This window comes from Pseudomonas grimontii (assembly GCF_007858185.1).
Classification (GTDB): Bacteria; Pseudomonadota; Gammaproteobacteria; order Pseudomonadales; family Pseudomonadaceae; genus Aquipseudomonas; species Aquipseudomonas grimontii.
In genome coordinates, this window is the sequence record NZ_VFES01000006.1 from 1 (window position 1) to 25755 (window position 25755).

At 58.2% G+C, this 25755-nt stretch carries 21 protein-coding genes and 1 pseudogene; 14 read left to right on the plus strand and 8 right to left on the minus strand.

The features are described 5' to 3' along the window. Positions 1-340: 340 nt before the first annotated feature. Entirely contained in the window at positions 341-946 is a 606-nt protein-coding gene (locus FIV39_RS11425; protein WP_090407140.1) for a TetR/AcrR family transcriptional regulator, read from the minus strand. 291 nt (positions 947-1237) lie between these two features. Between FIV39_RS11425 and FIV39_RS11435 the strand changes: the two genes are divergently transcribed. Then, on the plus strand, positions 1238-2152 hold the full coding sequence (locus tag FIV39_RS11435) for a DUF808 domain-containing protein (RefSeq protein ID WP_090407137.1): 915 nt from the start codon (positions 1238-1240) through the stop codon (positions 2150-2152). Between the two features lie 155 nt (positions 2153-2307). Here the strand turns inward: FIV39_RS11435 and FIV39_RS11440 are convergent, their stop codons facing one another. The 5 genes and pseudogenes from FIV39_RS11440 to FIV39_RS11460 form a co-directional block, all read right to left on the minus strand. Then, positions 2308-2736 (minus strand): hypothetical protein, encoded by a 429-nt coding sequence (locus tag FIV39_RS11440; protein WP_090407134.1) that lies wholly within the window; start codon positions 2734-2736, stop codon positions 2308-2310. 316 nt (positions 2737-3052) lie between these two features. Further along, positions 3053-3277 (minus strand): annotated as a pseudogene (locus FIV39_RS11445) (MlaA family lipoprotein); the annotation flags it as partial. Positions 3278-3350: 73 nt separating this feature from the next. Then, positions 3351-4439, minus strand: a complete 1089-nt coding sequence (locus tag FIV39_RS11450) for a hypothetical protein (protein WP_143513896.1) — start codon at positions 4437-4439, stop codon at positions 3351-3353. 401 nt (positions 4440-4840) lie between these two features. After that, on the minus strand, positions 4841-5629 hold the full coding sequence (locus FIV39_RS11455; RefSeq protein WP_090407128.1) for an MlaA family lipoprotein: 789 nt from the start codon (positions 5627-5629) through the stop codon (positions 4841-4843). Then, on the minus strand, positions 5622-6920 hold the full coding sequence (locus FIV39_RS11460) for a serine/threonine protein kinase (RefSeq protein WP_027607050.1): 1299 nt from the start codon (positions 6918-6920) through the stop codon (positions 5622-5624). The genes FIV39_RS11455 and FIV39_RS11460 overlap by 8 nt, the downstream gene beginning before the upstream one ends. A 236-nt stretch (positions 6921-7156) precedes the next feature. Here FIV39_RS11460 and FIV39_RS11465 point away from each other — a divergent pair, with 236 nt between their 5' ends. Then, on the plus strand, positions 7157-7579 hold the full coding sequence (locus FIV39_RS11465) for a hypothetical protein (RefSeq protein ID WP_090407125.1): 423 nt from the start codon (positions 7157-7159) through the stop codon (positions 7577-7579). Here the strand turns inward: FIV39_RS11465 and FIV39_RS11470 are convergent. After that, positions 7524-9077: a glycoside hydrolase family 17 protein gene (locus FIV39_RS11470; protein ID WP_090407122.1), complete on the minus strand. Its 1554-nt coding sequence runs from the start codon at positions 9075-9077 to the stop codon at positions 7524-7526. The two genes, FIV39_RS11465 and FIV39_RS11470, sit on opposite strands and share 56 nt — an antisense overlap. A gap of 333 nt (positions 9078-9410) precedes the next feature. Between FIV39_RS11470 and FIV39_RS11480 the strand changes: the two genes are divergently transcribed. The 3 genes from FIV39_RS11480 to FIV39_RS11490 all read left to right on the plus strand — a co-directional run bounded on the left by FIV39_RS11480 (position 9411) and on the right by FIV39_RS11490 (position 12491). Next, entirely contained in the window at positions 9411-10262 is an 852-nt protein-coding gene (locus tag FIV39_RS11480; RefSeq protein ID WP_146371517.1) for a glycine betaine ABC transporter substrate-binding protein, read from the plus strand. Between the two features lie 262 nt (positions 10263-10524). Next, positions 10525-10836 (plus strand): DUF485 domain-containing protein, encoded by a 312-nt coding sequence (locus FIV39_RS11485; protein WP_024074297.1) that lies wholly within the window; start codon positions 10525-10527, stop codon positions 10834-10836. Next, positions 10833-12491, plus strand: a complete 1659-nt coding sequence (locus FIV39_RS11490) for a cation acetate symporter (protein WP_090407113.1) — start codon at positions 10833-10835, stop codon at positions 12489-12491. Before FIV39_RS11485 ends, FIV39_RS11490 begins: the two co-directional genes overlap by 4 nt. Positions 12492-12669: 178 nt before the next feature. Here FIV39_RS11490 and gltA read toward each other — a convergent pair whose 3' ends face one another. Further along, positions 12670-13959, minus strand: coding sequence for a citrate synthase (gene gltA, locus FIV39_RS11495; RefSeq protein WP_090407109.1), 1290 nt, complete (start codon positions 13957-13959; stop codon positions 12670-12672). 365 nt (positions 13960-14324) lie between these two features. On the opposite strand from gltA, the gene sdhC reads away from it, so the two are divergent. The 9 genes from sdhC to sucD all read left to right on the plus strand — a co-directional run bounded on the left by sdhC (position 14325) and on the right by sucD (position 25702). Further along, positions 14325-14699, plus strand: a complete 375-nt coding sequence (gene sdhC, locus FIV39_RS11500) for a succinate dehydrogenase, cytochrome b556 subunit (RefSeq protein ID WP_003172804.1) — start codon at positions 14325-14327, stop codon at positions 14697-14699. Beyond that, positions 14693-15061, plus strand: coding sequence for a succinate dehydrogenase, hydrophobic membrane anchor protein (gene sdhD / locus FIV39_RS11505; RefSeq protein WP_090407106.1), 369 nt, complete (start codon positions 14693-14695; stop codon positions 15059-15061). Before sdhC ends, sdhD begins: the two co-directional genes overlap by 7 nt. 3 nt (positions 15062-15064) lie before the next feature. Next, positions 15065-16837, plus strand: a complete 1773-nt coding sequence (gene sdhA / locus FIV39_RS11510) for a succinate dehydrogenase flavoprotein subunit (protein WP_053130512.1) — start codon at positions 15065-15067, stop codon at positions 16835-16837. Positions 16838-16848: 11 nt separating this feature from the next. Next, positions 16849-17553 (plus strand): succinate dehydrogenase iron-sulfur subunit, encoded by a 705-nt coding sequence (locus FIV39_RS11515; protein ID WP_003172807.1) that lies wholly within the window; start codon positions 16849-16851, stop codon positions 17551-17553. Positions 17554-17814: 261 nt separating this feature from the next. Next, positions 17815-20646 carry a 2-oxoglutarate dehydrogenase E1 component gene (locus tag FIV39_RS11520; protein ID WP_090407103.1) on the plus strand — a complete coding sequence of 944 codons (2832 nt, stop codon included), beginning with the start codon at positions 17815-17817 and terminating at the stop codon, positions 20644-20646. Between the two features lie 44 nt (positions 20647-20690). Continuing rightward, on the plus strand, positions 20691-21914 hold the full coding sequence (odhB, locus tag FIV39_RS11525; RefSeq protein ID WP_090407100.1) for a 2-oxoglutarate dehydrogenase complex dihydrolipoyllysine-residue succinyltransferase: 1224 nt from the start codon (positions 20691-20693) through the stop codon (positions 21912-21914). Positions 21915-22013: 99 nt separating this feature from the next. Beyond that, positions 22014-23450, plus strand: coding sequence for a dihydrolipoyl dehydrogenase (gene lpdA, locus FIV39_RS11530; protein WP_090407097.1), 1437 nt, complete (start codon positions 22014-22016; stop codon positions 23448-23450). 204 nt (positions 23451-23654) lie between these two features. Continuing rightward, on the plus strand, positions 23655-24821 hold the full coding sequence (gene sucC, locus FIV39_RS11535) for an ADP-forming succinate--CoA ligase subunit beta (protein ID WP_003233235.1): 1167 nt from the start codon (positions 23655-23657) through the stop codon (positions 24819-24821). Next, entirely contained in the window at positions 24821-25702 is an 882-nt protein-coding gene (gene sucD, locus FIV39_RS11540; RefSeq protein ID WP_003172813.1) for a succinate--CoA ligase subunit alpha, read from the plus strand. The genes sucC and sucD overlap by 1 nt, the downstream gene beginning before the upstream one ends. Positions 25703-25755: the final 53 nt, after the last annotated feature.

The window sequence follows — 25755 nt, forward strand, 5'->3', positions numbered from 1 at the left end:
AGCGCGTCTGACGCAGCCTCGCTTGCGCTCGGCAGCTGCTACGGGGGGAGGCCTTGATGGGGTTGGCATTCGTAGCAGCTGCCGAGCCCCGGCGAGGCTGCGTTGGCCGCGGCTCGAGCTTGAGTCGGTAGTGCGTCTGACGCAGCCTCGCTTGCGCTCGGCAGCTGCTACGGGGGGAGGCCTTGATGGGGTTGGCATTCGCAGCTGTCGAGCCTTGGCGAGGCTGCGTCGGCGGTGTGTCAGACGCGCCGCAAACGCAGCCTCGCCAAGGCTCGACAGCTGCGCGTTATCCTACTGAAGTTGTGTAGATACTTATGCTCATCGGGGGCACCTCAGTGTGTCAGTCGGGTTCACAGCCCTTGAGCACCAACCGAATAATCGTCTGCGCCGCCGCTTCATAATCGGCCTCATCCAGCTTGGCCTTGCCGGTCACCGCCGAAATCTGCCAGTCGAAATCCGCATACGTCTGCGTCGCCGCCCAGATGCTGAACATCAGGTGATTGGGGTCGATCGCCGCGATCAACCCGCGATCCACCCAGCTCTGGATGCAGTCGATATTGTGCTTGGCCTGGGCGTTGAGTTGTTCGACCTGATCGGCACTCAGGTGCGGCGCGCCATGCATGATTTCGCTGGCGAACACCTTGGAAGCGAAGGGCAGGTCGCGGGAGATGCGGATTTTCGAGCGGATGTAATTGCTCAGCACTACCGAAGGCTCACCCTCGGGATTGAACGGCGTGGAAGCCGCCAGGATCGGCTCGATAATGCTTTCGAGCACCTCGCGGTAGAGGTTGTCCTTGGACTTGAAATAGTAATAGACGTTGGGCTTGGGCAGCCCGGCCTTGGCGGCGATGTCGCTGGTTTTGGTCGCGGCGAAGCCCTTGTCGGCAAACTCCTCGCTCGCCGCCCGCAGGATCTTTTCTTTGTTGCGCTCGCGAATGGTGCTCATAAAGTGCTCAGTCTCACAGATACTGTTTCTTTTTGACGGCGTCTATTGCCGCCATTCTGCGTCGCCGCTCCTCCCCATAGCGAGCTATGAGTCGTCGCGGCTCCTTGCCTGACGACAACAGCCACTCGCCAAAAGAGAAACGTATCTATGAAACTGAGCACGGGAGGTTTCCTTGCCAGGACAGGCGGTTGCGCATGGTAGCACCGGCCATCCGCGGGCCTCAACAATGTGCCCGCAAAGCTTTGCGCCACGTTATGCTCGCCCTATCTCCCCCTTACGGATGTCCGATTCATGGCAGGAAGCAGCTTGTTGGTGTTGATTGATGATATCGCCGCGGTACTCGATGACGTTGCCCTGATGACAAAAGTGGCCGCGAAGAAGACCTCCGGCGTGCTGGGTGACGACCTGGCGCTTAACGCCCAGCAAGTTTCCGGTGTGCGCGCCGAGCGGGAAATTCCCGTGGTGTGGGCGGTGGCCAAGGGCTCGTTTGTTAATAAGCTGATCCTGGTGCCGACGGCGCTGTTGATCAGCGCCTTTGCTCCCTGGGCGGTGACGCCCTTGTTGATGCTCGGCGGTGCGTACCTGTGTTTCGAAGGCTTCGAGAAGCTCGCGCATAAATTCCTGCACAGCAAGGCTGAAGACCAGGCCGAACACACGCAATTGGTCGAAGCCGTGGCCGACCCGGCGGTTGATCTGGTGGCCTTCGAAAAGGACAAGATCAAAGGCGCGATCCGCACCGACTTCATCCTCTCGGCCGAAATCATTGCCATCACCCTCGGCATCGTGGCTGATGCGCAACTGATGCAGCAGGTGATCGTGCTGTCGGGCATCGCCATTGTCATGACCATCGGCGTCTACGGCCTGGTGGCCGGTATCGTCAAGCTCGATGACCTGGGCCTATGGCTCACCCAGAAGCCCGGCCGGATCGCGCGCAGTGTTGGTGGCGCTATCCTGCGTGCGGCACCGTACATGATGAAGAGCCTGTCGGTGATCGGCACGGCGGCCATGTTCATGGTCGGCGGCGGCATCCTCACCCATGGCGTACCGGTGGTGCATCACTGGATTGAGAGCGTGAGCCAGGGCGCCGGCGGCATCGCTTGGTTGATGCCGACCTTGCTGAACGCCATGGCGGGGATTGTCGCCGGGGGGCTGGTGTTGATGATGGTGTCGCTGGTTCGCACGGTATGGCAGCGCACCAAAAGCTAGGCGTGGCATTCATAGTCACGCGCGCTCCCCGTTCCAGCGATTTACCGAGTTTGGATACATAAAAATTATTCCGACGTTATCGGAATAATTTTTATGGAGGCGGCCAGTATTGCGTTCAGGACGCCATAGGGCCGTCAGCATCAGCGTAGCGCTGCTTATCTTGGACCGGGTTGCAGCCCTGGATAGCCTTGTTCGATGAAGCGCACAAGCATGCTCGCTTCGGAATTCCAAAGATGCATCTGGCCGTTGTTCGGCGTTGAAGAGTTGCGCGCGGACGGGGTTTTAAAACCAGTGTCTATGCGGTCGTTGTTGGGCGTCGAAAAAGCATGTGCGGTGCTATCAATGTATGTAAGTACCCGCAGGGCATTGGCTGCGATGTTAGCGCGGTCGTAGGGCGTGAGTTTATGCAGATCATGCTGGGGCACACCGCCGACTTTGATGAAAAAATCCTGAAGTTGGGCTTGAGTGAGCACGGAGGGCGTGGTGCTAGTGCCAAAAATCGAAGTAAAAAGAGGCTCTTTGTAGAAGTCGTGGTGGCTACGATAGTCACCCTCGTCCCTCCCGGTATTTTGGGTTGGGGGCATGTGCTTTACTTCGTTCTGATGTGTGGACGTAGTCGTAGGAATCGTTCCCACGTTTGAGTTTGTTGCTGGAGGGCTGGATAACAGCATCTGTGTCGGCCTTTAAAATAGAGCGTCTGATGGGATGTTTTCTGGTAGGTGATCGTCAGGTGCTTCAGGCATTAACTGAACCTGATAGGCACGCTCTTAGTATTGAGTTTTTTTCTCGGATAGTTCCCAGGCGAAGTGCGCGCACTGTGTGGGAGATGCTTGAGTCTGTTGTGCGAAAAAAAAGGCCATCCAGATTGCCTGGATGGCCTTTGAATGCTGCTGGAGATGGCTACTCGGCAATCTGCAACTTGCGCGATTCGGTGTAGATGTAGCGCACCTTCTCATACTCGAACGGCGAGTTCATCTGGCCATAACGGAAGCTGGTCTGGTAGCGCTTGTCCACCGCGCGCAGGGCCCAGATTTCCGGGTGGTTGGAGCTGACTTCGGAGACGTTCAGGAAGTTGATCTGCGACTCGGCGGTGTAGTCCACCAGCAAACCGCCGTTGGTGTTGAGCGGCAGGCGCCCCGGTGGTTTCCAGGGAGCAGTGGCCTTGGTAGTGGTTTCGTTGGTTAACAGCCTTTGGTGTTCAGTCAAAGGCGAGGTTGGCATGTGACGAATAAAAATGGGGAGGGGGATTGATTAGCTCCTTGTGGCCGTTCAGTAGGACGAGTTCAAGCAAGGCTGGTTTAGCAAATGAGGGGTTGCCTTTATGCCAAACATTTCCGTTGTTAAAGTTTGGATTCTGTGGGTCAACAGTTGTTGGGGTTATGCTTAAGTGGTCAATGTAGTTGGCTATATACGCCAGGTTGTAGGCCGCATCTGCTCGGGCCTCAGGGTCTTTGTTGTTTTTAGTCCAATCTCCTGTGTGCTTTTGGAGATTCTGAAGAGAGTCTCCGTCAAGAACGAATGAATTAACTATATTATCTGCTGCGACAAAAAGCGGGTTGTCTTTGATGATGTCCTCAGCACTTCGTTGATCCCCACGAGGACGCCCGGTTGCGTGGGTGGGCCTTTGGTGTATCTGCTGCTCGCCTTTGAACTCGAGACTAGAGTAGCCATGCTCGATAAATTTCGCGATCAGCGCGTGTTCGGAGTCCGGCCGGATGGAGGGGGCGCGAAAGGGTGGCTGGCTTTTTTCGTAAGGGTTCAACTTCTGGTACGGCACTAATTGTTCAGAACCTGAAAAACCGCTTAGAAAACCGTCGTTGTGCTGACTCGCGAGTGCGGCGTGCGCGTCTCTGGAGTCAATAAAGTTGAACAGGCGAGCGGCATTGTAGGCCGCGTTGGCGCGGGACTCCGGATCTTTATTCGCCACCGTCCAGTCACCAGTGTGTTTATAAATGCCTTGTTTGTAGGCGTCGGGAAGAGGCCTGTGCTCTGGGCCTTGCCTATAAATGCTATCGCTCATCTCCAGGTTCTGAAGAGTGGGATTGGCATTGATGATCTCTTCCGCTGTTCGGTGATCTCCTTTTGGCCGCCCAGTTGCCGCGGTTGGGCGTTCTGCGCTGTCCGGGCCTTTTAGAGGGGCGGGTTGGTGAGTTGCGTGGCTCACATGCTGTGCAATTGGCTGATGATCAGGGTGTAGTGGTTTAGAGGTACTGTTATTTGTCTTGAGGGTTGGAGGGGGGGTTGTTTGATTAAAGAATTGAGATGTGAAGAATGATCTGATGTCCATAGAGGTATCCTTTTTTAGCCCCTGAGCGTATCCCTGCTTGGCTTGATGTAAGTGGTGTTGGTGGCGTGTGGGTTCCTTGAGTGTATATTTCCATTGGTTTCAAATGTGCTGGTATGAGGGTTGAGTTCGCAGGTCTATTGTTGTGGGGGTTGAGTCAGGTAGTCGCATAGCTTTATTTACATCAATAATTTCGGTATGTATTGATTCAGTGCGCTGTTGTCACTTGCGCTCTATATACATTTCACTGGGTCGCTGAGTTGGGTATCGGCGAATCAGCCTGTTTTCGTCCGGTTTTGTCGGCAGGCGTGTCTGACTTTCAATGGCACGTGTGTATGAACTTAATTGATAGTTAAAAAAAAGGCCATCGAGCGCGTCGATGGCCTTTGGTAGGCTTGGCGGAATTATTCCGCGATCTGCAACTTGCGCGACTCGGTATAGATATACCGCACCTTCTCATACTCGAACGGCGAGTTCATCTGGCCATAACGGAAGCTGGTCTGGTAGCGCTTGTCCACCGCGCGCAGGGCCCAGATTTCCGGGTGGTTGGAGCTGACTTCGGAGACGTTCAGGAAGTTGATCTGCGACTCGGCGGTGTAGTCCACCAGCAAACCGCCGGTGTCGCGCAGGTTCGATGGGCCGAAGATCGGCAACACCACGTAGGCGCCACCGGGCACGCCGTAGAAGCCCAGGGTCTGGCCGAAGTCTTCGCTCTGGCGCGGCAGGCCCATGGCGGTCGCCGGGTCCCACAGGCCGGCGATACCGACGGTGGTGTTGAGCAGCAGGCGCCCGGTGGTTTCCAGGGAACGGTGGCCCTTGAGTTGCAGCAGGCTGTTCAACAGGTTGGGCACGTCGCCCAGGTTGTTGAAGAAGTTGCTCACCCCGGTGCGCAGGAAGCTTGGCGTGACGTAGCGGTAACCGTCGACCACCGGCAGGAACACCCATTGGTCAAAGCGGTAGTTGAAGTGGTACACGCGGCGGTTCCACGATTCGAGCGGGTCATACACGTTGAGGGCGTTGACGGAGGAGCGTTCGAATTCGCGCTGGTCCAGGCCCGGGTTGAACTTGAGTTTGCTCAACGGCTCCTTGAAACCATCGGAGTCCATCACCACAGGGGCGTGAGCCTTGCTGTTGTCGGCATGGGCTACGCCCGCACACATCAGGGCGGCGAGCAGCAGAAGATATTTAGCCACGGAAGAACTCCAGCATGGCGTCGGCGTTGACGCGGTAATTGAGGTTGCCGCAATGGCCGCCCAGCGGGTAGACGGTCAAGCGATCGCCGAAGGTTTTACGCAGGAAACCGAGGTCGCCCGGGCCGAGGATCACGTCGTCGGCGTTGTGCATGACCGCGATTTTCGGGCTCGCATGCAGGTAGTCTTTGAGGGCGTACAGGCTCACCTGGTCGACCAGTTGCAGCAGGCTGCCGCCGTCGGAGCGGGCGCGCCACATCGGGATCACTTGTTCGGTGAGGTAGCAATCGAAGTCGCATTGCAGCGCACGCTTGAGGAACGGCGTAAGGCTGGTGCCTTCGCTGATCGGGTACTTCGGCGGGATGATCAGGCCACGGCGGTTGATCAGGTCCGAAGTAAAGGCGATGTCGGCCGCCGAGAAGCGGAACGAGGTGCCGATCAGCATGGCCATCTGTTCGTTGGTCAGGTGCTGCTTGGATTGCTGGAAGTCGTAGAGCAGGGCGTCGTTGAGGTCGATGTAGCCCTTTTGCTGGAAGTAACGGGTCAGCTTGTTCAACACCAGTTCATAGAACGTGGTGGTGTTGTTGATGCCCTTGACCTCGGTTTGTACCAGCTTGTCGAGGTTGGTGATCGAGGTGTAGAGATTGACCGGCGGGTTGAGCAGCAGCACTTTCTTGAAGTTGAAGCTGCGGCGGGTCTCGTCGAGCTTGCTGACAAACGCCGCATCCAGCGCACCGAGGCTGTAGCCGGTGAGGTAGAAGTCGGTCACCGGCAGCGAGGCATTCTGTGCGCGCACGGCCTGCATCACGCGGTACATGTCTTCGGCGTCTTCCTGGCTGATGCCGGGGGTGGCGAAGCGCGACGCTGAGGCGATGAAGTCGAAGCTGGTCGGAGACGACAGTTGCACCACGTGGTAGCCGGCCTGGTAGTACAGTTTTTTCAGGTATTCGTTGATGCTGCTGTCAAACCGTGCACCGGTGCCCGCGATCAGGAAGATCAGCGGCGCGGCGCGGTCTTGCTTGGCGATGCGGTAAGTGAGCTTCTTCACCGCCCAGAAATTGTCCGGCAGGCTGAACTCGCGCTCGGGGCGCATATTCAGGGTGTAGTCGGACTGGTTGATCTCGTCATCGGTCGGCAATGTAGGCCGAAGGTCAGGCGGTGTGGTGGCGATGGTCGCTTCGAACGGGTTGGTCAAAGGGTAGCCATAGCTGGCTTGGTCGATATCGACGGCCAGTGCTGACGCACTCAAAAAAAGGCTGCCCAGTAGAGCAGCACAGCGCAAGGAACGGAGCATGACTTAATCCCTAAGAGGAAACGTGCTTAATGAAGTTCGCAGGCTATGACCACCGCGTTGCCACCGAAGTGCCAGCCTTCGGCACGAAAAGTCGGAAAATAACGTCGGAATCGGGGTAATAGTAGCGAGACGATACACTTTGCCATGCATTAGTGAACACTAATTGTGTGTATGCACCTTGCTAACGGCCACTGGCGCATTAAGCTGAGCGCCGTTTTTGCCTATCGGAGTGCTCCATGTCCCGCCGCTTGCCGTTGATTCTGCTGCTTATTGCCCTGCCGTTATGGCTGGCTGCCAGTTATGGCGCACGTTACGGCTTTATGGAAGATGGCCAGTGGGTCGGCATCTGTGCCGACGAGGCCAGCCGCTGGGAATGCCAGGTGCGTTCGAACCTGGGCTTGATGATTCACTTCAAGGTGCTGGGCTGGGCCGCGCTGGTGACTTCGGTGCTGGGGTTTTTCGTGCCGGGTCGCGCGGGCTGGGGCTTGGCGGTGCTGGGGCTGGTGTTTGGGTTTCCTGCGCTGGCGTTGTACAACACCACGTTTGCGGTGTTTGCGGTAGTGATTGCGGGGTTGCGGTTGGTCAGGCAGCCGCGGGGCGGTCTCAAGTCCTGCGCATCCGCAAGCACCGCCACAAAGCCACCACCATCAACACGCTGACCAGCGCCCAACCCCAAGCCTGTTGGTTCAGCAAGCCTTCTCGGTACAACTGCGGCGCAATGCCGGCACCGATAATAAAGGTCAGCAGCGCGATCTCCCGGCGCGGCCCGGTCACCGGGCGAACCAGGTACACCAAGGCCGGCAGCAGCAGTGCCGCGCTCGGGAAGCTGCGGTAGCGTGGGTCAAACACCAGTGCGAGCATCATCACCGCACCCGCGAACCCGGCGATTGCCACCAGCCAGCCTGCACGTTGTTCCAGCCAGATGAACGCCCGTTCGCGCCAGCCTTCACGGGCACTCAGGGCCAGGGCCGCGTGAGTCAGCACCAGCAGGTTCAGCGCCACCAGTAAACCGGCCCACACCCACTCATCGTTGAAGCGCGCAGTCACACGCGTCAGTTCGGCCCAGGTGCCGATGGAGCAGGCAGCCACTGCACCCAGCAGTGGCAGGGTCAGCGCGGCGCGAGTGCTGCGAACGCGACCACCGAGCACCAACGTGCCCAGCAGGATGATCCCGCCCACCCCCAGCCACAACGGCCAGTACGGCACGTTGGTGACGGGACCGGCGAGGATGCCCTTGTCCTGGCGATCGGCATCGAACAAGCCCCAGTAACCCCCTACTGCGCCTTCACTGGCGCGCTTCCACGGCTGGTCAAACGCTTCGATCAGGTTGTAGTGCCAGCCATTGGCTTCGGCCATGGCCACGAAACCACGCATGAACTTGGCTTCGTTGACCCGGCTCGGCACCGCGGTTTCGCGCTGGCGGCCTTCGCTGGGCCAGCCGGTCTCGCCGATCAATATGTCCTTGGGCGCGAATTTGTTGCCAAAGGTCTGGCGTACATCGCCCACATGCTTGAGGGCCTGGTCGATGCCGGAGGGGTCATCTTCCCAGTAAGGCAGCAGGTGGATGGTCAGGGAGTCCACCGCCGGGGCGATTTCCGGGTGCTGCAGCCAGAACTCCCAGACGTCGGCATAGGTGACCGGTTGCTTGATCTGGCTTTTGACTGTGTGGATCAGCGTCACCAGCTGTTTGGCGGTGACTTCCTTGCGCAGCAGGGCTTCGTTGCCGACGATCACCGAGGTGATCACGTCGGGGTTGGCGTTGGCCGAGGCGATCAGCTCGTCGATCTCCTTTTCGGTTGTCACTGGGTCACTGCTGACCCAGGCACCTGCCATCACCTTCAACCCATGCTTGCGCGCCAGGCCCGGCAAGGCTTCCAGGCCGGTCATGGAGTAGGTGCGAATGCATTCGAAGCGGGTAGCCAGCAGGGCCAGGTCGGCGTCCATGCGCTCGGGGCGCAGTTTGAAGGGTTGGTCGAAGGGCGATTGGTCCTTGTCGAACGGTGTGTACGACGCGCATTGCAGCTTGTGGCAGGCACTGGCGACATCCGGCAGCACCACCGGCCGGCCGAGGCCATACCAGTAACCAGTCAGGGCCAGCAGGCCGAGGATCAAAGCGAGGCAATAGGGCAGGGCAGGGAAGCGGGCAGTCGCGGGCATGGTCGGCTTAATCTGGGGGAGCAAAGGCGCGCATCTTACCCGGATTTGCGCTATCCCAGTGGGGCTGCATAATTTTGACATGCAAAGTTCAGGCGGGATTGTGGGGTTAAGTCCTACAAAAAGTCCTGCTGGCGATGTGATGTCGTTTCTTGCTTGCATGAGGTCGCTGACAGAGCAGGTCGAAGGCCCCGGCAGGTTGATGATCGACGTGTCAGCACTCCACTGATGTCGCAGCAGCCGGATCGATGCGCGTGAAGGGGGCGCGGCGCACCACATAACAACAGGTTGACGTCGCTCGGCATCCGCCGGGCGCAGCACTTTCGGGGAAGTACGATGAAGATGCGACGACTCTTGGGCGCAGCTGCCACTCTGGTAGTTGCGATGAGCTCCACACTGGCCAGCGCCGACAGCAAAACCCTGAGCATCGGTTATGTAGATGGTTGGTCCGACAGCGTTGCCACCACGCACGTGGCGGCAGAGGTGATCAAGGCCAAGCTCGGTTATGACGTGAAACTGCAAGCGGTCGCCACCGGGATCATGTGGCAGGGCGTGGCCACCGGCAAGCTCGATGCCATGCTTTCCGCCTGGCTGCCCGTGACCCACGGTGAGTACTGGGCCAAGAACAAGGACAAGGTGGTCGACTACGGCCCCAACTTCAAGGATGCGAAGATCGGCTTGATCGTGCCGGAGTACGTCAAGGCCAAGTCCATCGAAGACCTCAAGACCGATACCACCTTCAAGAACAAGATCGTCGGCATCGACGCCGGTTCAGGCGTAATGCTCAAGACCGACGAAGCCATCAAGCAGTACGGTCTCGATTACAAGCTGCAAGCCAGTTCGGGCGCCGCCATGATCGCCGAACTGACCCGCGCCGAAGACAAACAGGAATCCATTGCGGTCACCGGCTGGGTGCCACACTGGATGTTCGCCAAGTGGAAACTGCGTTTCCTGGACGATCCAAAAGGGATTTATGGTGCTGCTGAAACCGTCAACAGCATCGGCAGCAAGGGCCTGGAGAAGAAAGCGCCGGAAGTCGCGGCCTTCCTGAAGAAATTCCAGTGGGCCTCCAAGGACGAAATCGGCGAAGTCATGCTGGCTATCCAGGAAGGTGCCAAGCCTGATGCGGCCGCCAAGGACTGGGTTGCCAAGCACCCTGAGCGTGTAGCCGAGTGGATCGGTAAATAACGCCCCAATGCCTTGATACAACCCCTGTGGGAGGGGGCTTGCCGCCGATAGCGGAGTGTCAGTCAGCTTATCTGTAGCTGACTCACTGCCATCGGGAGCAAGCCCCCTCCCACATTATTTTCGTCACCCGTAAATGTTTCTGCGCCCTCTCAATCCCTCGCTACACTCCCTCTACTACTAAGGTCGTCTGGAACCTGTTCCGCAGCCGCATACAGTGGATACGTTCCAATAATAAAAAAGCTGTGCTGCGAGGATAAAAACAATGAACGACAGCATTTACCTCTCGATTCAAAACAGCCCGCGTTTCAAGGAGCTGGTGAGAAAAAGGGAAAGGTTCGCCTGGATTCTCTCGGCGATCATGCTCGGGCTGTACTCCGGATTCATCCTGTTGATCGCCTACGGGCCACAAATACTGGGGGCTAAACTCAGCCCCGGCTCATCCATCACCTGGGGCATCCCCATCGGGGTCGGGCTGATTGTCTCGGCCTTTGTCCTCACCGGCATCTATGTGCGACGCGCCAACGGCGAATTCGACGACCTGAACAATGCGATTCTCAAGGAGGCTGCGCAATGATCCGTCGTCTATTGGCTGTATTCGGCGCTTCGGTCTTCGCGCCCGCTGTTTGGGCCGCGGATGCATTGACCGGTGAAGTGCACAAACAACCGCTGAATATCGCAGCGATCCTGATGTTCGTGGCCTTTGTCGGCGCGACGTTGTGCATCACCTACTGGGCGTCCAAGCGCAACAAGTCGGCGGCCGACTATTATGCGGCCGGCGGCAAGATCACCGGTTTCCAGAATGGCCTGGCGATTGCCGGCGACTACATGTCGGCCGCGTCCTTCCTGGGTATTTCCGCGCTGGTGTTCACCTCTGGCTACGACGGCCTGATCTACTCGATCGGCTTCCTGGTGGGCTGGCCGATCATTCTGTTCCTGATCGCCGAGCGCCTGCGTAACCTGGGCAAGTACACCTTTGCCGACGTGGCGTCCTATCGCCTCGGGCAAACCCAGATCCGCAGCCTGTCGGCCTGTGGTTCCCTGGTGGTGGTGGCGTTCTACCTGATCGCGCAAATGGTAGGTGCGGGCAAGCTGATCCAGCTGCTGTTCGGCCTCGACTACCATGTGGCGGTGATCCTGGTCGGGATCCTGATGTGCATGTACGTGCTGTTCGGCGGCATGCTGGCGACCACCTGGGTGCAGATCATCAAGGCAGTGCTGTTGCTGTCCGGTGCCTCGTTCATGGCGCTGATGGTGATGAAGCACGTCAACTTCGATTTCAACATGCTGTTCTCCGAGGCGATCAAGGTTCACCCTAAAGGTGAAGCGATCATGAGCCCCGGCGGCCTGGTGAAAGACCCGATCTCCGCGTTCTCCCTGGGCCTGGCACTGATGTTCGGTACCGCCGGCCTGCCGCACATCCTGATGCGCTTCTTCACCGTAAGCGACGCCAAGGAAGCGCGTAAGAGCGTGCTGTATGCCACTGGCTTCATCGGCTACTTCTATATCCTGACCTTTATCATCGGCTTCGGCGCGATCCTGCTGGTCAGTACCAACCCGGCGTTCAAGGATGCTGCAGGTGCCTTGCTGGGCGGTAACAACATGGCGGCGGTGCACCTGGCCAACGCGGTGGGCGGCAGTATCTTCCTGGGCTTCATCTCGGCTGTGGCCTTCGCCACCATCCTGGCAGTGGTTGCCGGTTTGACCCTGGCGGGTGCTTCGGCGGTGTCCCATGACCTGTACGCCAGCGTGATCAAGAAAGGCAAGGCCAACGAGAAGGATGAGATTCGCGTATCGAAGATCACCACCATCGCCCTAGCAGTGCTGGCAATCGGCCTGGGTATCCTGTTCGAAAGCCAGAACATCGCGTTCATGGTCGGCCTGGCGTTCTCGATTGCCGCCAGCTGTAACTTCCCGGTACTGCTGCTTTCCATGTACTGGAAAAACCTCACCACCCGTGGCGCGATGATTGGCGGCTGGTTGGGCTTGGTCAGTGCCGTTGGCCTGATGATCCTGGGTCCGACCATCTGGGTCTCGATCCTGCATCACGAAAAAGCCATCTTCCCGTACGAGTACCCGGCGCTGTTCTCGATGATCATCGCGTTCGTCGGCATCTGGTTCTTCTCCATCACCGACAAGTCGGCGGCGGCAGAGAAAGAGCGTGCGCTGTACTTCCCGCAGTTTGTGCGTTCGCAGACTGGCCTGGGGGCAAGTGGGGCGGTGAATCATTGAGGAGTTGCAAGCTTTAAGCTACAAGCTGCAAGTTAGAAGCAGTGTTGTGTAGAGAAATACCCCTGTCGTGAGGCAGGGGTATTTTTTTGCTTGTAGCTAATAGCTTGAAGCTTGCAGCTCACTAAATCCCAGCCAAAAAAAACGGCCTCATAAAGAGGCCGTTTTATTTGGCTGGGATTTAGTGCCGATCTTCCAGCTTGGTAATGTCACGCGACTCGTAGCCGGTGTACAGCTGGCGCGGACGGCCAATCTTGTACGGGCTGGAGAGCATTTCTTTCCAGTGGGAGATCCAGCCCACGGTCCGCGCCAGGGCGAAGATCACGGTGAACATGCTGGTTGGAATGCCGATCGCCTTGAGGATGATCCCCGAGTAGAAGTCGACGTTCGGGTACAGCGAGCGTTCGATGAAGTACGGGTCGGTCAGGGCGATCTCTTCCAGGCGCATGGCCAGTTCGAGTTGCGGATCGTTCTTGATGCCCAGTTCCTTCAACACTTCGTCGCAGGTCTGCTTCATGACGGTGGCGCGCGGGTCGCGGTTCTTGTAGACCCGGTGACCGAAGCCCATCAACTTGAACGGATCGTTCTTGTCCTTGGCCTTGGCGATGAACTTGTCGATGTTGGACACATCGCCGATTTCATCGAGCATGGTCAATACGGCTTCGTTCGCACCGCCGTGGGCAGGGCCCCACAGTGCGGCGATACCGGCGGCGATACAGGCGAACGGGTTGGCACCCGAAGAGCCTGCCAGACGCACGGTAGACGTCGAGGCGTTTTGCTCGTGGTCGGCGTGGAGGATGAAGATCCGGTCCATTGCCTTGGCCAGCACCGGGCTGATCGGTTTGATCTCGCACGGGGTGTTGAACATCATGTGCAGGAAGTTTTCCGCGTACGTCAGGTCGTTGCGCGGGTACATCATGGGTTGGCCCATGGAGTACTTGTAAACCATTGCGGCCAAGGTCGGCATCTTGGCAACCAGGCGGATCGCGGAAATTTCGCGATGCTGCGGGTTATTGATGTCGAGGGAGTCGTGATAGAAGGCCGACAGGGCACCAACCACGCCGCACATGACGGCCATCGGGTGGGCGTCGCGACGGAAGCCGTTGAAGAAGGTCTTCAACTGCTCGTGAACCATGGTGTGGTTCTTCACGGTGCTGACGAACTGGGCTTTTTGCTCGGCTGTTGGCAGTTCGCCATTTAGCAGCAGGTAGCAGGTTTCCAGGTAGTCCGACTGTTCAGCCAGTTGTTCGATCGGGTAGCCGCGGTGCAGCAGGATGCCATTGTCGCCGTCGATATAGGTGATCTTCGACTCGCAAGAGGCGGTCGACATGAAGCCTGGGTCGAAAGTGAAACGGCCCGTGGCCGTCAGGCCCCGTACGTCGATAACATCGGGACCAACGGTGCCGGTTAAAATGGGCAGCTCGACGGGGGCTGCGCCCTCGATGATCAACTGCGCTTTTTTGTCAGCCATGTGGCCTCCTATTTATGCTTCAAATCATCAGACAGACCCCCCACGCAGGGCCCGCACCACTATAGTGAGATAAATTCAGATGTCAATTTGCCTAAAGTCTTGCCCCAGAAGGCTTTAACCGTACTTTTTCCTCGAAATTGCCTGCCATTTACGCCTTTTATCCCGCCAGCGCAATCCGCTATTAGGGTGAGGAGCGCGCGTTGTCATTAGTAACCTAACTGTCTATACTCGGCCACCGACCGCCAAGGGCTTTTGGGCTTGCTTTCATTGGGGGTCGCACTCCCTGGGTGGTGCTTACCTGACCAGTCGCACTCCCCAACAACTTTGCCCTGATTGTTAGGGGCTCTTCAGTGTGAAAAAAAGCCGTGAATAGCCAACGACCTGTAAACCTAGACCTAAGGACCATCAAACTCCCCATCACCGGCGTTACGTCGTTCCTGCACCGTGTTTCCGGCATCATCCTGTTCCTGGGCTTGGGCATCATGCTTTATGCATTGAGCAAATCCCTGGGTTCCGAGGAAGGATACGCCGAGGTGAAGGCATGCTTGACCAGCCCGCTGGCCAAGTTCGTAGCATGGGGCCTCCTGTCCGCTCTGCTGTATCACCTGGTAGCCGGTGTGCGCCACTTGATCATGGATATGGGCATCGGTGAGACGCTGGAAGGCGGCCGCCTGGGCTCGAAAATCATCATCGCCATTTCCGTGGTGCTGATCGTTCTGGCAGGAGTTTGGATATGGTAACCAGCGTTACGAACCTATCGCGTTCGGGCCTCTATGACTGGATGGCACAGCGTGTGTCTGCGGTCGTTCTCGCGGCTTATTTCATTTTCCTGATCGGATACCTCATCGCAAACCCGGGCATTGGCTACGAGCAATGGCACGGGCTGTTTTCCCACAATGCGATGCGAATCTTCAGCCTGCTGGCCCTTGTAGCCCTGGGTGCTCACGCCTGGGTCGGCATGTGGACCATCGCGACTGACTACCTGACGCCGATGGCGCTGGGCAAGTCCGCGACCGCAGTCCGTTTCCTCTTCCAGGCAGTATGCGGCGTCGCGATGTTCGCTTACTTCGTCTGGGGTGTGCAGATTCTTTGGGGTATCTGATTCATGGCTAACATTCCAACTATTTCCTTCGACGCCATCATCATTGGTGGCGGCGGTGCAGGCATGCGCGCAGCGCTGCAGCTGGCCCAGGGCGGTCACAAGACTGCCGTGATCACCAAGGTGTTCCCGACGCGCTCCCACACTGTATCGGCCCAGGGTGGCATCACCTGCGCCATCGCGTCCGCCGACCCGAACGATGACTGGCGCTGGCACATGTACGATACCGTCAAGGGGTCCGACTACATCGGTGACCAGGACGCTATCGAATACATGTGTCAGGAAGGTCCGGCCGCGGTGTTCGAGCTGGACCACATGGGTCTGCCGTTCTCCCGTACCGAACAAGGTCGTATCTACCAGCGCCCATTCGGCGGCCAGTCGAAGGATTACGGTAAAGGCGGGCAGGCTGCCCGTACCTGCGCCGCGTCCGACCGTACCGGTCACGCGCTGCTGCACACTCTGTATCAGGGCAACCTGAAAGCCGGCACCACGTTCCTCAATGAGTACTACGCGGTTGACCTGGTTAAGAACGCACAAGGCGAGTTCGTCGGTGTGATCGCCATCTGCATCGAAACCGGTGAAACCACCTACATCCGCGCCAAGGCTACTGTTCTGGCGACTGGCGGTGCAGGTCGTATCTACGCGTCGACCACCAATGCCCTGATCAACACCGGTGACGGCGTCGGCATGGCCCTGCGCGCCGGCGTGCCGGTGCAAGACATCGAAATGTGGCAGTTCCACCCGACCGGCATCGCCGGCGCCGGTGTACTGGTCACCGAAGGTTGCCGTGGTGAAGGTGGTTACCTGATCAACAAGCACGGCGAGCGTTTCATGGAGCGTTATGCTCCAAACGCGAAAGACCTGGCAGGTCGTGACGTTGTTGCCCGTTCGATGGTTAAGGAAATCATCGCCGGTAACGGCTGTGGCCCGAATGGCGACCACGTACTGCTGAAGCTCGATCACCTGGGTGAAGAAGTACTGCACAGCCGCCTGCCGGGTATCTGCGAACTGTCCAAGACCTTTGCCCACGTTGACCCAGTGGTTGCTCCGGTTCCGGTTGTTCCAACCTGCCACTACATGATGGGCGGTGTTCCGACCAACATTCATGGACAGGCGATCACCCAGAACGCCGACGGCGTGGACGAGATCATCCACGGTCTGTTCGCGGTAGGCGAAGTGGCTTGCGTATCGGTACACGGTGCCAACCGTCTGGGCGGCAACTCGCTGCTCGACCTGGTGGTATTCGGCCGCGCGGCTGGCCTGCACCTGGAAAAAGCCCTGACCGACGGCATCGAATACGATGACGCCACCGACGCCAACATCGAGGCCGCCCTGGCGCGTCTGAACGCTCTGAACGAGCGTACCGATGGCGAAGACGTGGCAACCCTGCGTCGCGAGCTGCAGAACTGCATGCAGAACTACTTCGGTGTATTCCGTACCGGCGAATACATGCAGAAGGGTATTGCCCAGCTGGCCGATCTGCGCAAGCGCATCGCCAACGTCAAGATCAACGATAAGAGCCAGGCGTTCAACACCGCTCGTATCGAAGCCCTTGAATTGCAAAACCTGCTGGAAGTGGCTGAAGCGACCGCAATCGCCGCCGAGGTTCGTAAAGAATCCCGTGGTGCACACGCTCGTGAAGACTTTGAAGATCGCGATGACGAAAACTGGTTGTGCCACACCCTGTACTTCCCGGGTGACAAGCGCGTAACCAAGCGTGCCGTGAACTTCTCGCCGAAGACGGTTCCGACGTTTGAACCGAAGATTCGGACTTACTAAGGGTGGCTGCCATGTTGAAAGTCAGTGTTTATCGCTACAACCCTGATCAGGACGCTGCGCCGTTCATGCAGGAGTTCCAGGTCGATACCGGTGGTAAAGACCTGATGGTGCTGGATGTATTGGCACTGATCAAAGAGCAGGACGAAGGTTTCTCCTATCGTCGCTCTTGCCGTGAAGGTGTGTGCGGTTCCGACGGCATGAACATCAACGGCAAAAACGGCCTGGCGTGCATCACGCCGCTGTCCGCCGTTGTTAAAGGCAACAAGCTGATCGTTCGTCCCCTGCCAGGTTTGCCGGTTATCCGTGACCTGGTCGTCGATATGAGCATCTTCTACAAGCAATACGAGAAAGTTAAGCCGTTCCTGCAGAACGACACGCCGGCTCCGGCCATCGAGCGTCTGCAGTCCCCTGAAGAGCGTGAAAAGCTCGACGGTCTGTACGAGTGCATCCTGTGCGCTTGCTGCTCGACCTCGTGCCCGTCCTTTTGGTGGAACCCGGACAAGTTCCTGGGTCCAGCTGCCCTGCTGCAAGCGTATCGCTTCCTGGCAGACAGCCGTGACACCAAGACGTCCGAGCGCCTGGCTTCGCTGGATGACCCGTTCAGCGTATTCCGCTGCCGCGGGATCATGAACTGCGTCAACGTATGTCCCAAAGGCCTGAACCCGACTAAGGCCATTGGTCACATCCGTAACATGTTGCTGCAAAGCGGCGTGTAACTGACGTTGTAACAAGGCAGGACCGTTGTGCCCGTAAATGCTGCGGCGCAGGCTTCAACCGGCGCCGTAGTTTTAACTTGAGCAGCGACTTACAAAGCCGCGGCTCTTATTTTGAAGAAATGAGACAAGCAGGGGCATTCGGGTTGGTACCCGAACTATCAGCGTGATCCTAAGTGGCTTGTTTTGGTCGCTGCACTTGGCCTTTTGCAAGCAAACTCGGTGTTTTCGCCGGTGGTGTCCCCAAATCGAGGGTGACCAAGCATGCAAGAAAGCGTGATGCAGCGCATGTGGAACAGCGGCTATCTTTCAGGTGGTAACGCTGCCTATGTGGAAGAGCTTTATGAGCTCTACCTGCACGACCCTAACGCTGTGCCAGAAGAATGGCGCACCAAATTTCAGACGTTGTCTTCAGACGGCAACGCTGCCACCGATGTATCGCATGCAACAATTCGCGATCAGTTCGTGCTGCTGGCAAAGAACCAGCGCCGCGCCCAGCCGGTTTCCGCCGCAAGCGTGAGCAGTGAGCACGAGAAGAAGCAAGTTGAAGTACTGCGACTGATCCAGGCCTACCGGATGCGTGGCCACCAGGCGGCCCAGCTTGACCCGCTGGGGCTCTGGCAGCGTCCTGCACCTGCTGACCTGTCGATCAATCATTACGGCTTGACCAATGCCGATCTTGATACGACCTTCCGTGCCGGCGACCTGTTCATCGGCAAAGAGGAAGCGAGCCTACGCGAAATTCACGAAGCGTTGCAGCAGACATATTGCCGCACCATCGGCGCTGAGTTCACGCACATCACCGATTCCGAGCAACGCCACTGGTTCCAGCATCGCCTGGAAGGCGTGCGTGGCCGTCCGGTGTTGTCCGCCGACGTGCGCAGCCACCTGCTTGAGCGCGTGACCGCAGCCGAGGGCCTGGAAAAATACCTGGGTACCAAATACCCGGGCACCAAGCGTTTCGGCCTGGAAGGCGGCGAGAGCCTGATTCCGATGCTCGACGAGCTGATCCAGCGTTCCGGCTCCTACGGCACCAAGGAAATCGTGATCGGCATGGCCCACCGTGGTCGCCTGAACGTGTTGGTCAACACCTTCGGCAAGAACCCGCGTGAGCTGTTCGACGAGTTCGAAGGCAAGAAGAAGGTCGAGCTGGGTTCCGGTGACGTTAAATACCACCAGGGCTTCTCGTCCAACGTGATGACCACCGGCGGTGAAGTTCACCTGGCCATGGCCTTCAACCCATCCCACCTGGAAATCGTTTCTCCAGTGGTCGAGGGTTCGGTCCGTGCTCGCCAGGATCGTCGTAACGACACCACCGGTGAAAAAGTCCTGCCGATTTCCATCCACGGTGACGCGGCATTCGCCGGTCAAGGCGTGGTCCTGGAAACGTTCCAGATGTCGCAGACCCGCGGCTTCAAGACTGGCGGTACCGTTCACATCGTCATCAACAACCAGGTTGGTTTCACCATCAGCAACCCGTTGGACGCGCGTTCCACCGAGTACGCCACCGACGTTGCCAAGATGATCCAGGCGCCGATCCTCCATGTGAATGGCGATGATCCGGAAGCCGTGCTGTTCGTGACCCAACTGGCTGTCGACTACCGCATGCAGTTCAAGCGTGACGTGGTGATCGACCTGGTTTGCTACCGCCGTCGCGGTCACAACGAAGCCGACGAACCAAGCGGCACCCAGCCGTTGATGTACCAGCAGATCACCAAGCAGCGCACCACCCGTGAGCTGTATGCCGAAAGCCTGACCAAGGCCGGTATCGTTGACGATGCACGTGTTCAGGCGAAAATCGATGAATACCGCAACGCGCTGGACAATGGTCTGCATGTAGTAAAAAGCCTGGTCAAGGAGCCGAACAAAGAGCTGTTCGTTGACTGGCGTCCGTACCTGGGTCACACCTGGACGGCGCGTCACGACACCTCGTTCGATCTGAAGACCCTGCAGGAACTGTCCGCCAAGCTGCTGGAAATCCCGGATGGCTTCGTGGTGCAGCGCCAGGTTGCGAAAATCTACGAAGACCGTCAGAAGATGCAAGCCGGCGGCCTGCCGATCAACTGGGGTTACGCCGAAACCATGGCGTACGCGACCCTGGCGTTCGAAGGTCACCCGATCCGCATGACCGGCCAGGACATCGGCCGTGGTACGTTCTCGCACCGTCATGCGGTATTGCACAACCAGAAAGACGCGGGCACCTACATCCCGTTGCAGAACCTGTACGAAGGCCAGCCGCGTTTCGACTTGTACGATTCGTTCCTGTCCGAAGAAGCCGTACTGGCGTTCGAATACGGTTACTCGACCACCACGCCGCAGGCGCTGGTGATCTGGGAAGCCCAGTTCGGCGACTTCGCCAACGGTGCCCAGGTGGTGATCGACCAGTTCATCACCAGCGGCGAGCACAAGTGGGGCCGTCTGTGCGGTCTGACCATGCTGCTGCCACACGGTTATGAAGGTCAGGGTCCGGAGCACTCCTCGGCCCGTCTGGAGCGTTACCTGCAGCTGTGCGCCGAGCACAACATCCAGGTGTGCGTGCCAACCACCCCGGCGCAGATCTACCACTTGCTGCGTCGCCAGGTAATCCGCCCGCTGCGCAAGCCGCTGGTAGTGCTGACCCCGAAATCGCTGCTGCGTCACAAATTGGCCATCTCGACCCTGGAAGATCTGGCGGACGGTTCGTTCCAGACCGTGATCCCAGAGATCGATACGCTGGATGCGGCCAAGGTCACTCGCCTGATCCTGTGCAGCGGCAAGGTCTACTACGACCTGCTGGAAAAACGCCGTGCCGAAGGCCGCGAAGACATCGCCATCGTGCGTATCGAGCAGCTTTACCCGTTCCCGGAAGATGACCTCATGGAGATCATCGCGCCTTACACCAACCTCACCAATGTGGTGTGGTGTCAGGAAGAACCGATGAACCAGGGCGCGTGGTACAGCAGCCAGCATCACCTGCGTCGCAGCATCGGTAACCACAACAAGGCCCTGGGCCTGGAGTACGCCGGCCGTGATGCTTCCGCTGCACCTGCGTGTGGTTATGCGTCGATGCACGCCGAGCAGCAGGAAAAACTGCTGCAAGATGCTTTCACTGTTTAACGCCTTCGCGCTGACTGAAACCGAATTTTAAGGACCCACAGATAATGGCTATCGAAATCAAAGCCCCGTCATTCCCGGAATCGGTTGCCGATGGCACCGTTGCCACCTGGCACAAGAAACCAGGTGAGGCCGTCAAGCGTGACGACCTGATCGTCGACATCGAGACCGACAAAGTCGTGTTGGAAGTGTTGGCCGAAGCTGACGGCGTGCTGGGCGCAATCGTTGCCGAAGAAGGCGCTACCGTTCTGTCGAACCAGGTACTGGGCTCGATCGAAGAGGGCAGCGCTGCCGCTGCTCCTGCTGCCGCTGCTGCACCGGCCGCTGCCTCGGCGCCTGCTGCCGCTCCGGCTGCGGGTGGCGAAGATCCAATCGCTGCACCGGCTGCTCGCCAGTTGGCGGAAGAAAACGGCATCAACCTGGCTTCCATCAAGGGCACCGGCAAAGACGGCCGTGTGACCAAGGAAGATGTGGTTGCTGCTGTTGAAGCCAAGAAAAACGCTCCGGCTGCTGCGCCTGCCAAGGCTGCTGCCCCGGCTGCCTCTGCTCCTGTGTTCGCTGCCGGCGACCGCACCGAGAAGCGTGTACCGATGACCCGCGTTCGCGCCACCGTGGCCAAGCGTCTGGTTGAAGCACAGTCGAACATGGCGATGCTGACCACGTTCAACGAAGTCGACATGACCGAAGTCATGGCCCTGCGTTCGAAGTACAAGGATCTGTTCGAGAAGTCCCACAACGGCGTGCGCCTGGGCTTCATGTCGTTCTTCGTGAAAGCGGCCACCGAAGCGCTGAAACGCTTCCCGGCAGTCAACGCCTCCATCGACGGCGGCGACATCGTTTACCATGGCTACGCAGACGTCGGCGTTGCCGTGTCCAGCGACCGTGGCCTGGTGGTTCCGGTCCTGCGTAACGCCGAGCTGATGAGCCTGGCCGAAATCGAAGGCGGCATCGCCGGCTTCGGCAAGAAAGCCCGTGACGGCAAGCTGACCATCGACGAGATGACCGGTGGTACCTTCACTATCACCAACGGTGGTACCTTCGGTTCGATGATGTCGACTCCGATCGTTAACCCGCCACAAGCCGCGATCCTGGGCATGCACAACATCATCCAGCGTCCGATGGCCATCAACGGCCAAGTCGTGATCCGCCCAATGATGTACCTGGCGCTGTCGTACGATCACCGCCTGATCGATGGTAAAGAAGCCGTGACTTTCCTGGTGACCATCAAGAACCTGCTGGAAGACCCGGCTCGCTTGCTCCTGGATATTTGATTGGAGCAGCTTCAAGTTGCGAGCTGCAAGCTGCAAGTAAATGCAGTTTGGCTTGCAGCTTGAAGCTTGACGCTTGAAGCTAATAGAGGATCTATTTTCATGACACAGAAATTTGACGTCGTAGTGATTGGTGCAGGTCCTGGCGGCTACGTTGCCGCCATCAAGGCCGCACAACTGGGCCTCTCGACTGCTTGCATCGAAAAATACACCGACAAGGAAGGCAAACTGGCACTGGGCGGTACTTGCCTGAACGTTGGTTGCATTCCTTCCAAGGCGCTGCTGGACAGCTCCTGGAAATTCCACGAAGCCCAAGACGGCTTCGCGATCCACGGCATCAACCATGCTGGCGTGACCATGGACGTGCCAGCAATGGTCGGCCGTAAAGCCAACATCGTTAAAGGCCTGACTTCCGGCGTTGCGACCTTGTTCAAGGCCAACGGCGTGACTTCCCTGCAAGGCCACGGCAAACTGCTGGCCGGCAAGAAAGTTGAAATCACCAAGCCGGACGGTTCGGTAGAAATCATCGAAGCCGAGAACGTGATCCTGGCCCCAGGTTCACGTCCAATCGACATTCCACCGGCTCCGGTTGACCAGAACGTGATCGTTGATTCGACCGGCGCCCTGGAATTCCAGGCTGTGCCTAAGCGCCTGGGCGTGATCGGCGCTGGCGTGATCGGCCTGGAGCTGGGTTCGGTCTGGTCCCGCCTGGGTTCCGAAGTGACCGTGCTGGAAGCCCTGGACACGTTCCTGCTGGCTGCCGACACCGCAGTGTCCAAGGAAGCGCTGAAAACCCTGACCAAACAAGGTCTGGACATCAAGCTGGGCGCTCGCGTGACCGGCTCGAAGGTTAACGGCGAAGAAGTCGTCGTGACCTACACCGACAAGGATGGCGAACAGACCATCACTTTCGACAAGCTGATCGTAGCCGTTGGTCGCCGTCCAGTGACCACCGACCTGCTGGCTTCCGACAGCGGCGTGAACATCGACGAGCGTGGCTTCATCCACGTTGACGATCACTGCGCTACCACTGTTCCTGGCGTCTACGCCATTGGCGACGTGGTTCGCGGCATGATGCTCGCGCACAAAGCTTCCGAAGAAGGCATCATGGTTGTCGAGCGCATCAAGGGCCACAAAACCCAGATGAACTACGACCTGGTCCCATCGGTTATCTACACCCACCCGGAAATTGCATGGGTCGGCAAGAACGAACAGCAGTTGAAAGCTGAAGGCGTTGAAGTTAACGTCGGCACCTTCCCGTTTGCCGCTTCTGGCCGTGCCATGGCAGCCAACGACACCGGTGGTTTTGTCAAAGTCATCGCTGATGCCAAGACTGACCGCGTATTGGGCGTCCACGTGATTGGCCCAGGCGCAGCAGAACTGGTTCAGCAGGGCGCGATCGGTATGGAATTCGGCACCAGTGCCGAGGACATCGGCATGATGGTCTTCTCCCATCCGACCCTGTCCGAAGCGCTGCACGAAGCCGCGTTGGCAGTGAATGGCCATGCCATCCACATCGCCAACAAGAAGAAGCGCTAAGCGAGATAATAAGAAACCACGGCGGAGTTGCCCGTCGTGAGCCTTGCGCGCAAGACTCACCGCGGAATATCCGCTGGACGCAGTCTTGCGCAGCTTTACGGGCCTTGAGCCCCGCAAGTTGCGCAAGCGGCAGTCACAGGTGGCGCGGCACTCATAATGAGCGCAGCGCCGAATGCGCAGTACCTAACGAAGACGGTAAAAAGCATGAATCTTCACGAGTATCAGGGTAAGCAGCTGTTCGCTGAATACGGCCTGCCAGTTTCCAAGGGCTACGCAGTAGACACCCCGGAAGCAGCAGCAGAAGCTTGCGACAAAATCGGCGGCACCGAGTGGGTTGTCAAAGCCCAGGTCCACGCTGGTGGTCGCGGTAAAGCGGGCGGCGTTAAGCTGGTTCGCAGCAAAGAAGACGCCAAGGCCTTCGCACAGCAGTGGCTGGGCAAGCGTCTGGTGACTTACCAGACTGATGCCAATGGCCAGCCAGTCACCAAGATCCTGGTTGAATCGTGCACTGATATCGCTAAAGAGCTGTACCTGGGCGCTGTCGTTGACCGTTCGAGCCGTCGCATCGTGTTCATGGCTTCCACCGAAGGTGGCGTGGACATCGAGAAGATCGCTCACGAAACCCCAGAAAAAATTCTGAAAGCCACTATCGATCCACTGGTTGGCGCTCAGCCATTCCAGGGTCGCGAGCTGGCTTTCCAGCTGGGTCTGGAAGGCAAGCAAGTTGCCCAGTTCGCCAAGATCTTCGTAGGTCTGGCCAAGCTGTTCCAGGATCACGATCTGGCCCTGCTGGAAGTGAACCCGCTGGTGATCAAGGCTGACGGCGATCTGCATTGCCTCGACGCCAAGATCAACATCGACGCCAACGCCATGTACCGTCAGCCTAAGCTGAAGACTTTCCACGATCCGTCGCAAGACGATCCGCGCGAAGCGCACGCTGCCAAGTTCGAACTGAACTACGTAGCCCTGGAAGGTAACATCGGTTGCATGGTCAACGGTGCTGGCCTGGCCATGGGTACCATGGACATCGTCAACCTGCATGGCGGCAAACCAGCCAACTTCCTCGACGTAGGCGGTGGTGCTACCAAAGAACGCGTAACCGAAGCCTTCAAGATCATCCTGTCCGACTCCAACGTCGCTGCAGTACTGGTCAACATCTTCGGCGGCATCGTTCGTTGCGACATGATTGCCGAAGGCATCATCGGTGCAGTGAAAGAAGTCGGCGTTAAAATCCCGGTTGTTGTTCGCCTTGAAGGCAACAACGCTGAACTGGGCGCTAAAGTACTGGCAGAAAGCGGTTTGAACATCATCGCGGCTACCAGCCTGACCGACGCTGCTCAACAAGTTGTCAAAGCTGCGGAGGGCAAATAATGAGCGTCCTGATCAATAAAGACACCAAAGTTATCTGCCAGGGTATTACCGGTTCGCAAGGTAGTTTCCACACCCAGCAAGCCATCGAATACGGCACCAAGATGGTTGGCGGCGTAACTCCGGGCAAAGGCGGCACCGAGCACCTGGGCCTGCCAGTGTTCAACACCGTGAAAGATGCTGTAGCTGCCACTGGCGCCACCGCCAGCGTGATCTACGTTCCAGCTCCTTTCTGCAAGGACTCGATCCTGGAAGCAGCATTCGGCGGCATCAAGCTGATCGTTTGCATCACCGAAGGCATTCCTACCCTGGACATGCTCGACGCTAAAGTTAAGTGCGACGAGCTGGGCGTAGTCCTGATCGGCCCTAACTGCCCAGGCGTGATCACTCCAGGCGAATGCAAGATCGGCATCATGCCAGGTCACATTCACTTGCCAGGTAAAGTCGGTATCGTTTCCCGTTCCGGCACCCTGACCTACGAAGCTGTGAAGCAAACTACTGACGCCGGTTTCGGTCAGTCGACTTGCGTCGGCATCGGCGGTGACCCGATCCCAGGCTCCAACTTCATCGACATCCTGAAACTGTTCCAGGAAGACCCGAAGACCGAAGCGATCGTGATGATCGGTGAGATCGGCGGTTCGGCTGAAGAAGAAGCGGCTGCCTACATCAAGGCACACGTGACCAAGCCGGTTGTTTCCTACATCGCTGGTGTGACTGCCCCTGCGGGCAAGCGCATGGGCCATGCTGGCGCAATCATCTCTGGCGGCAAAGGCACTGCAGACGAGAAATTCGCTGCACTGCAAGACGCAGGCGTTAAAACCGTGCGTTCGCTGGCAGACATCGGCAAGGCCTTGGCTGAGCTGACCGGTTGGGCTGTCAAGTAAGCCTCGCGCTTAGCTGACGCTTCACCACACAAAGGCCACCTTCGGGTGGCCTT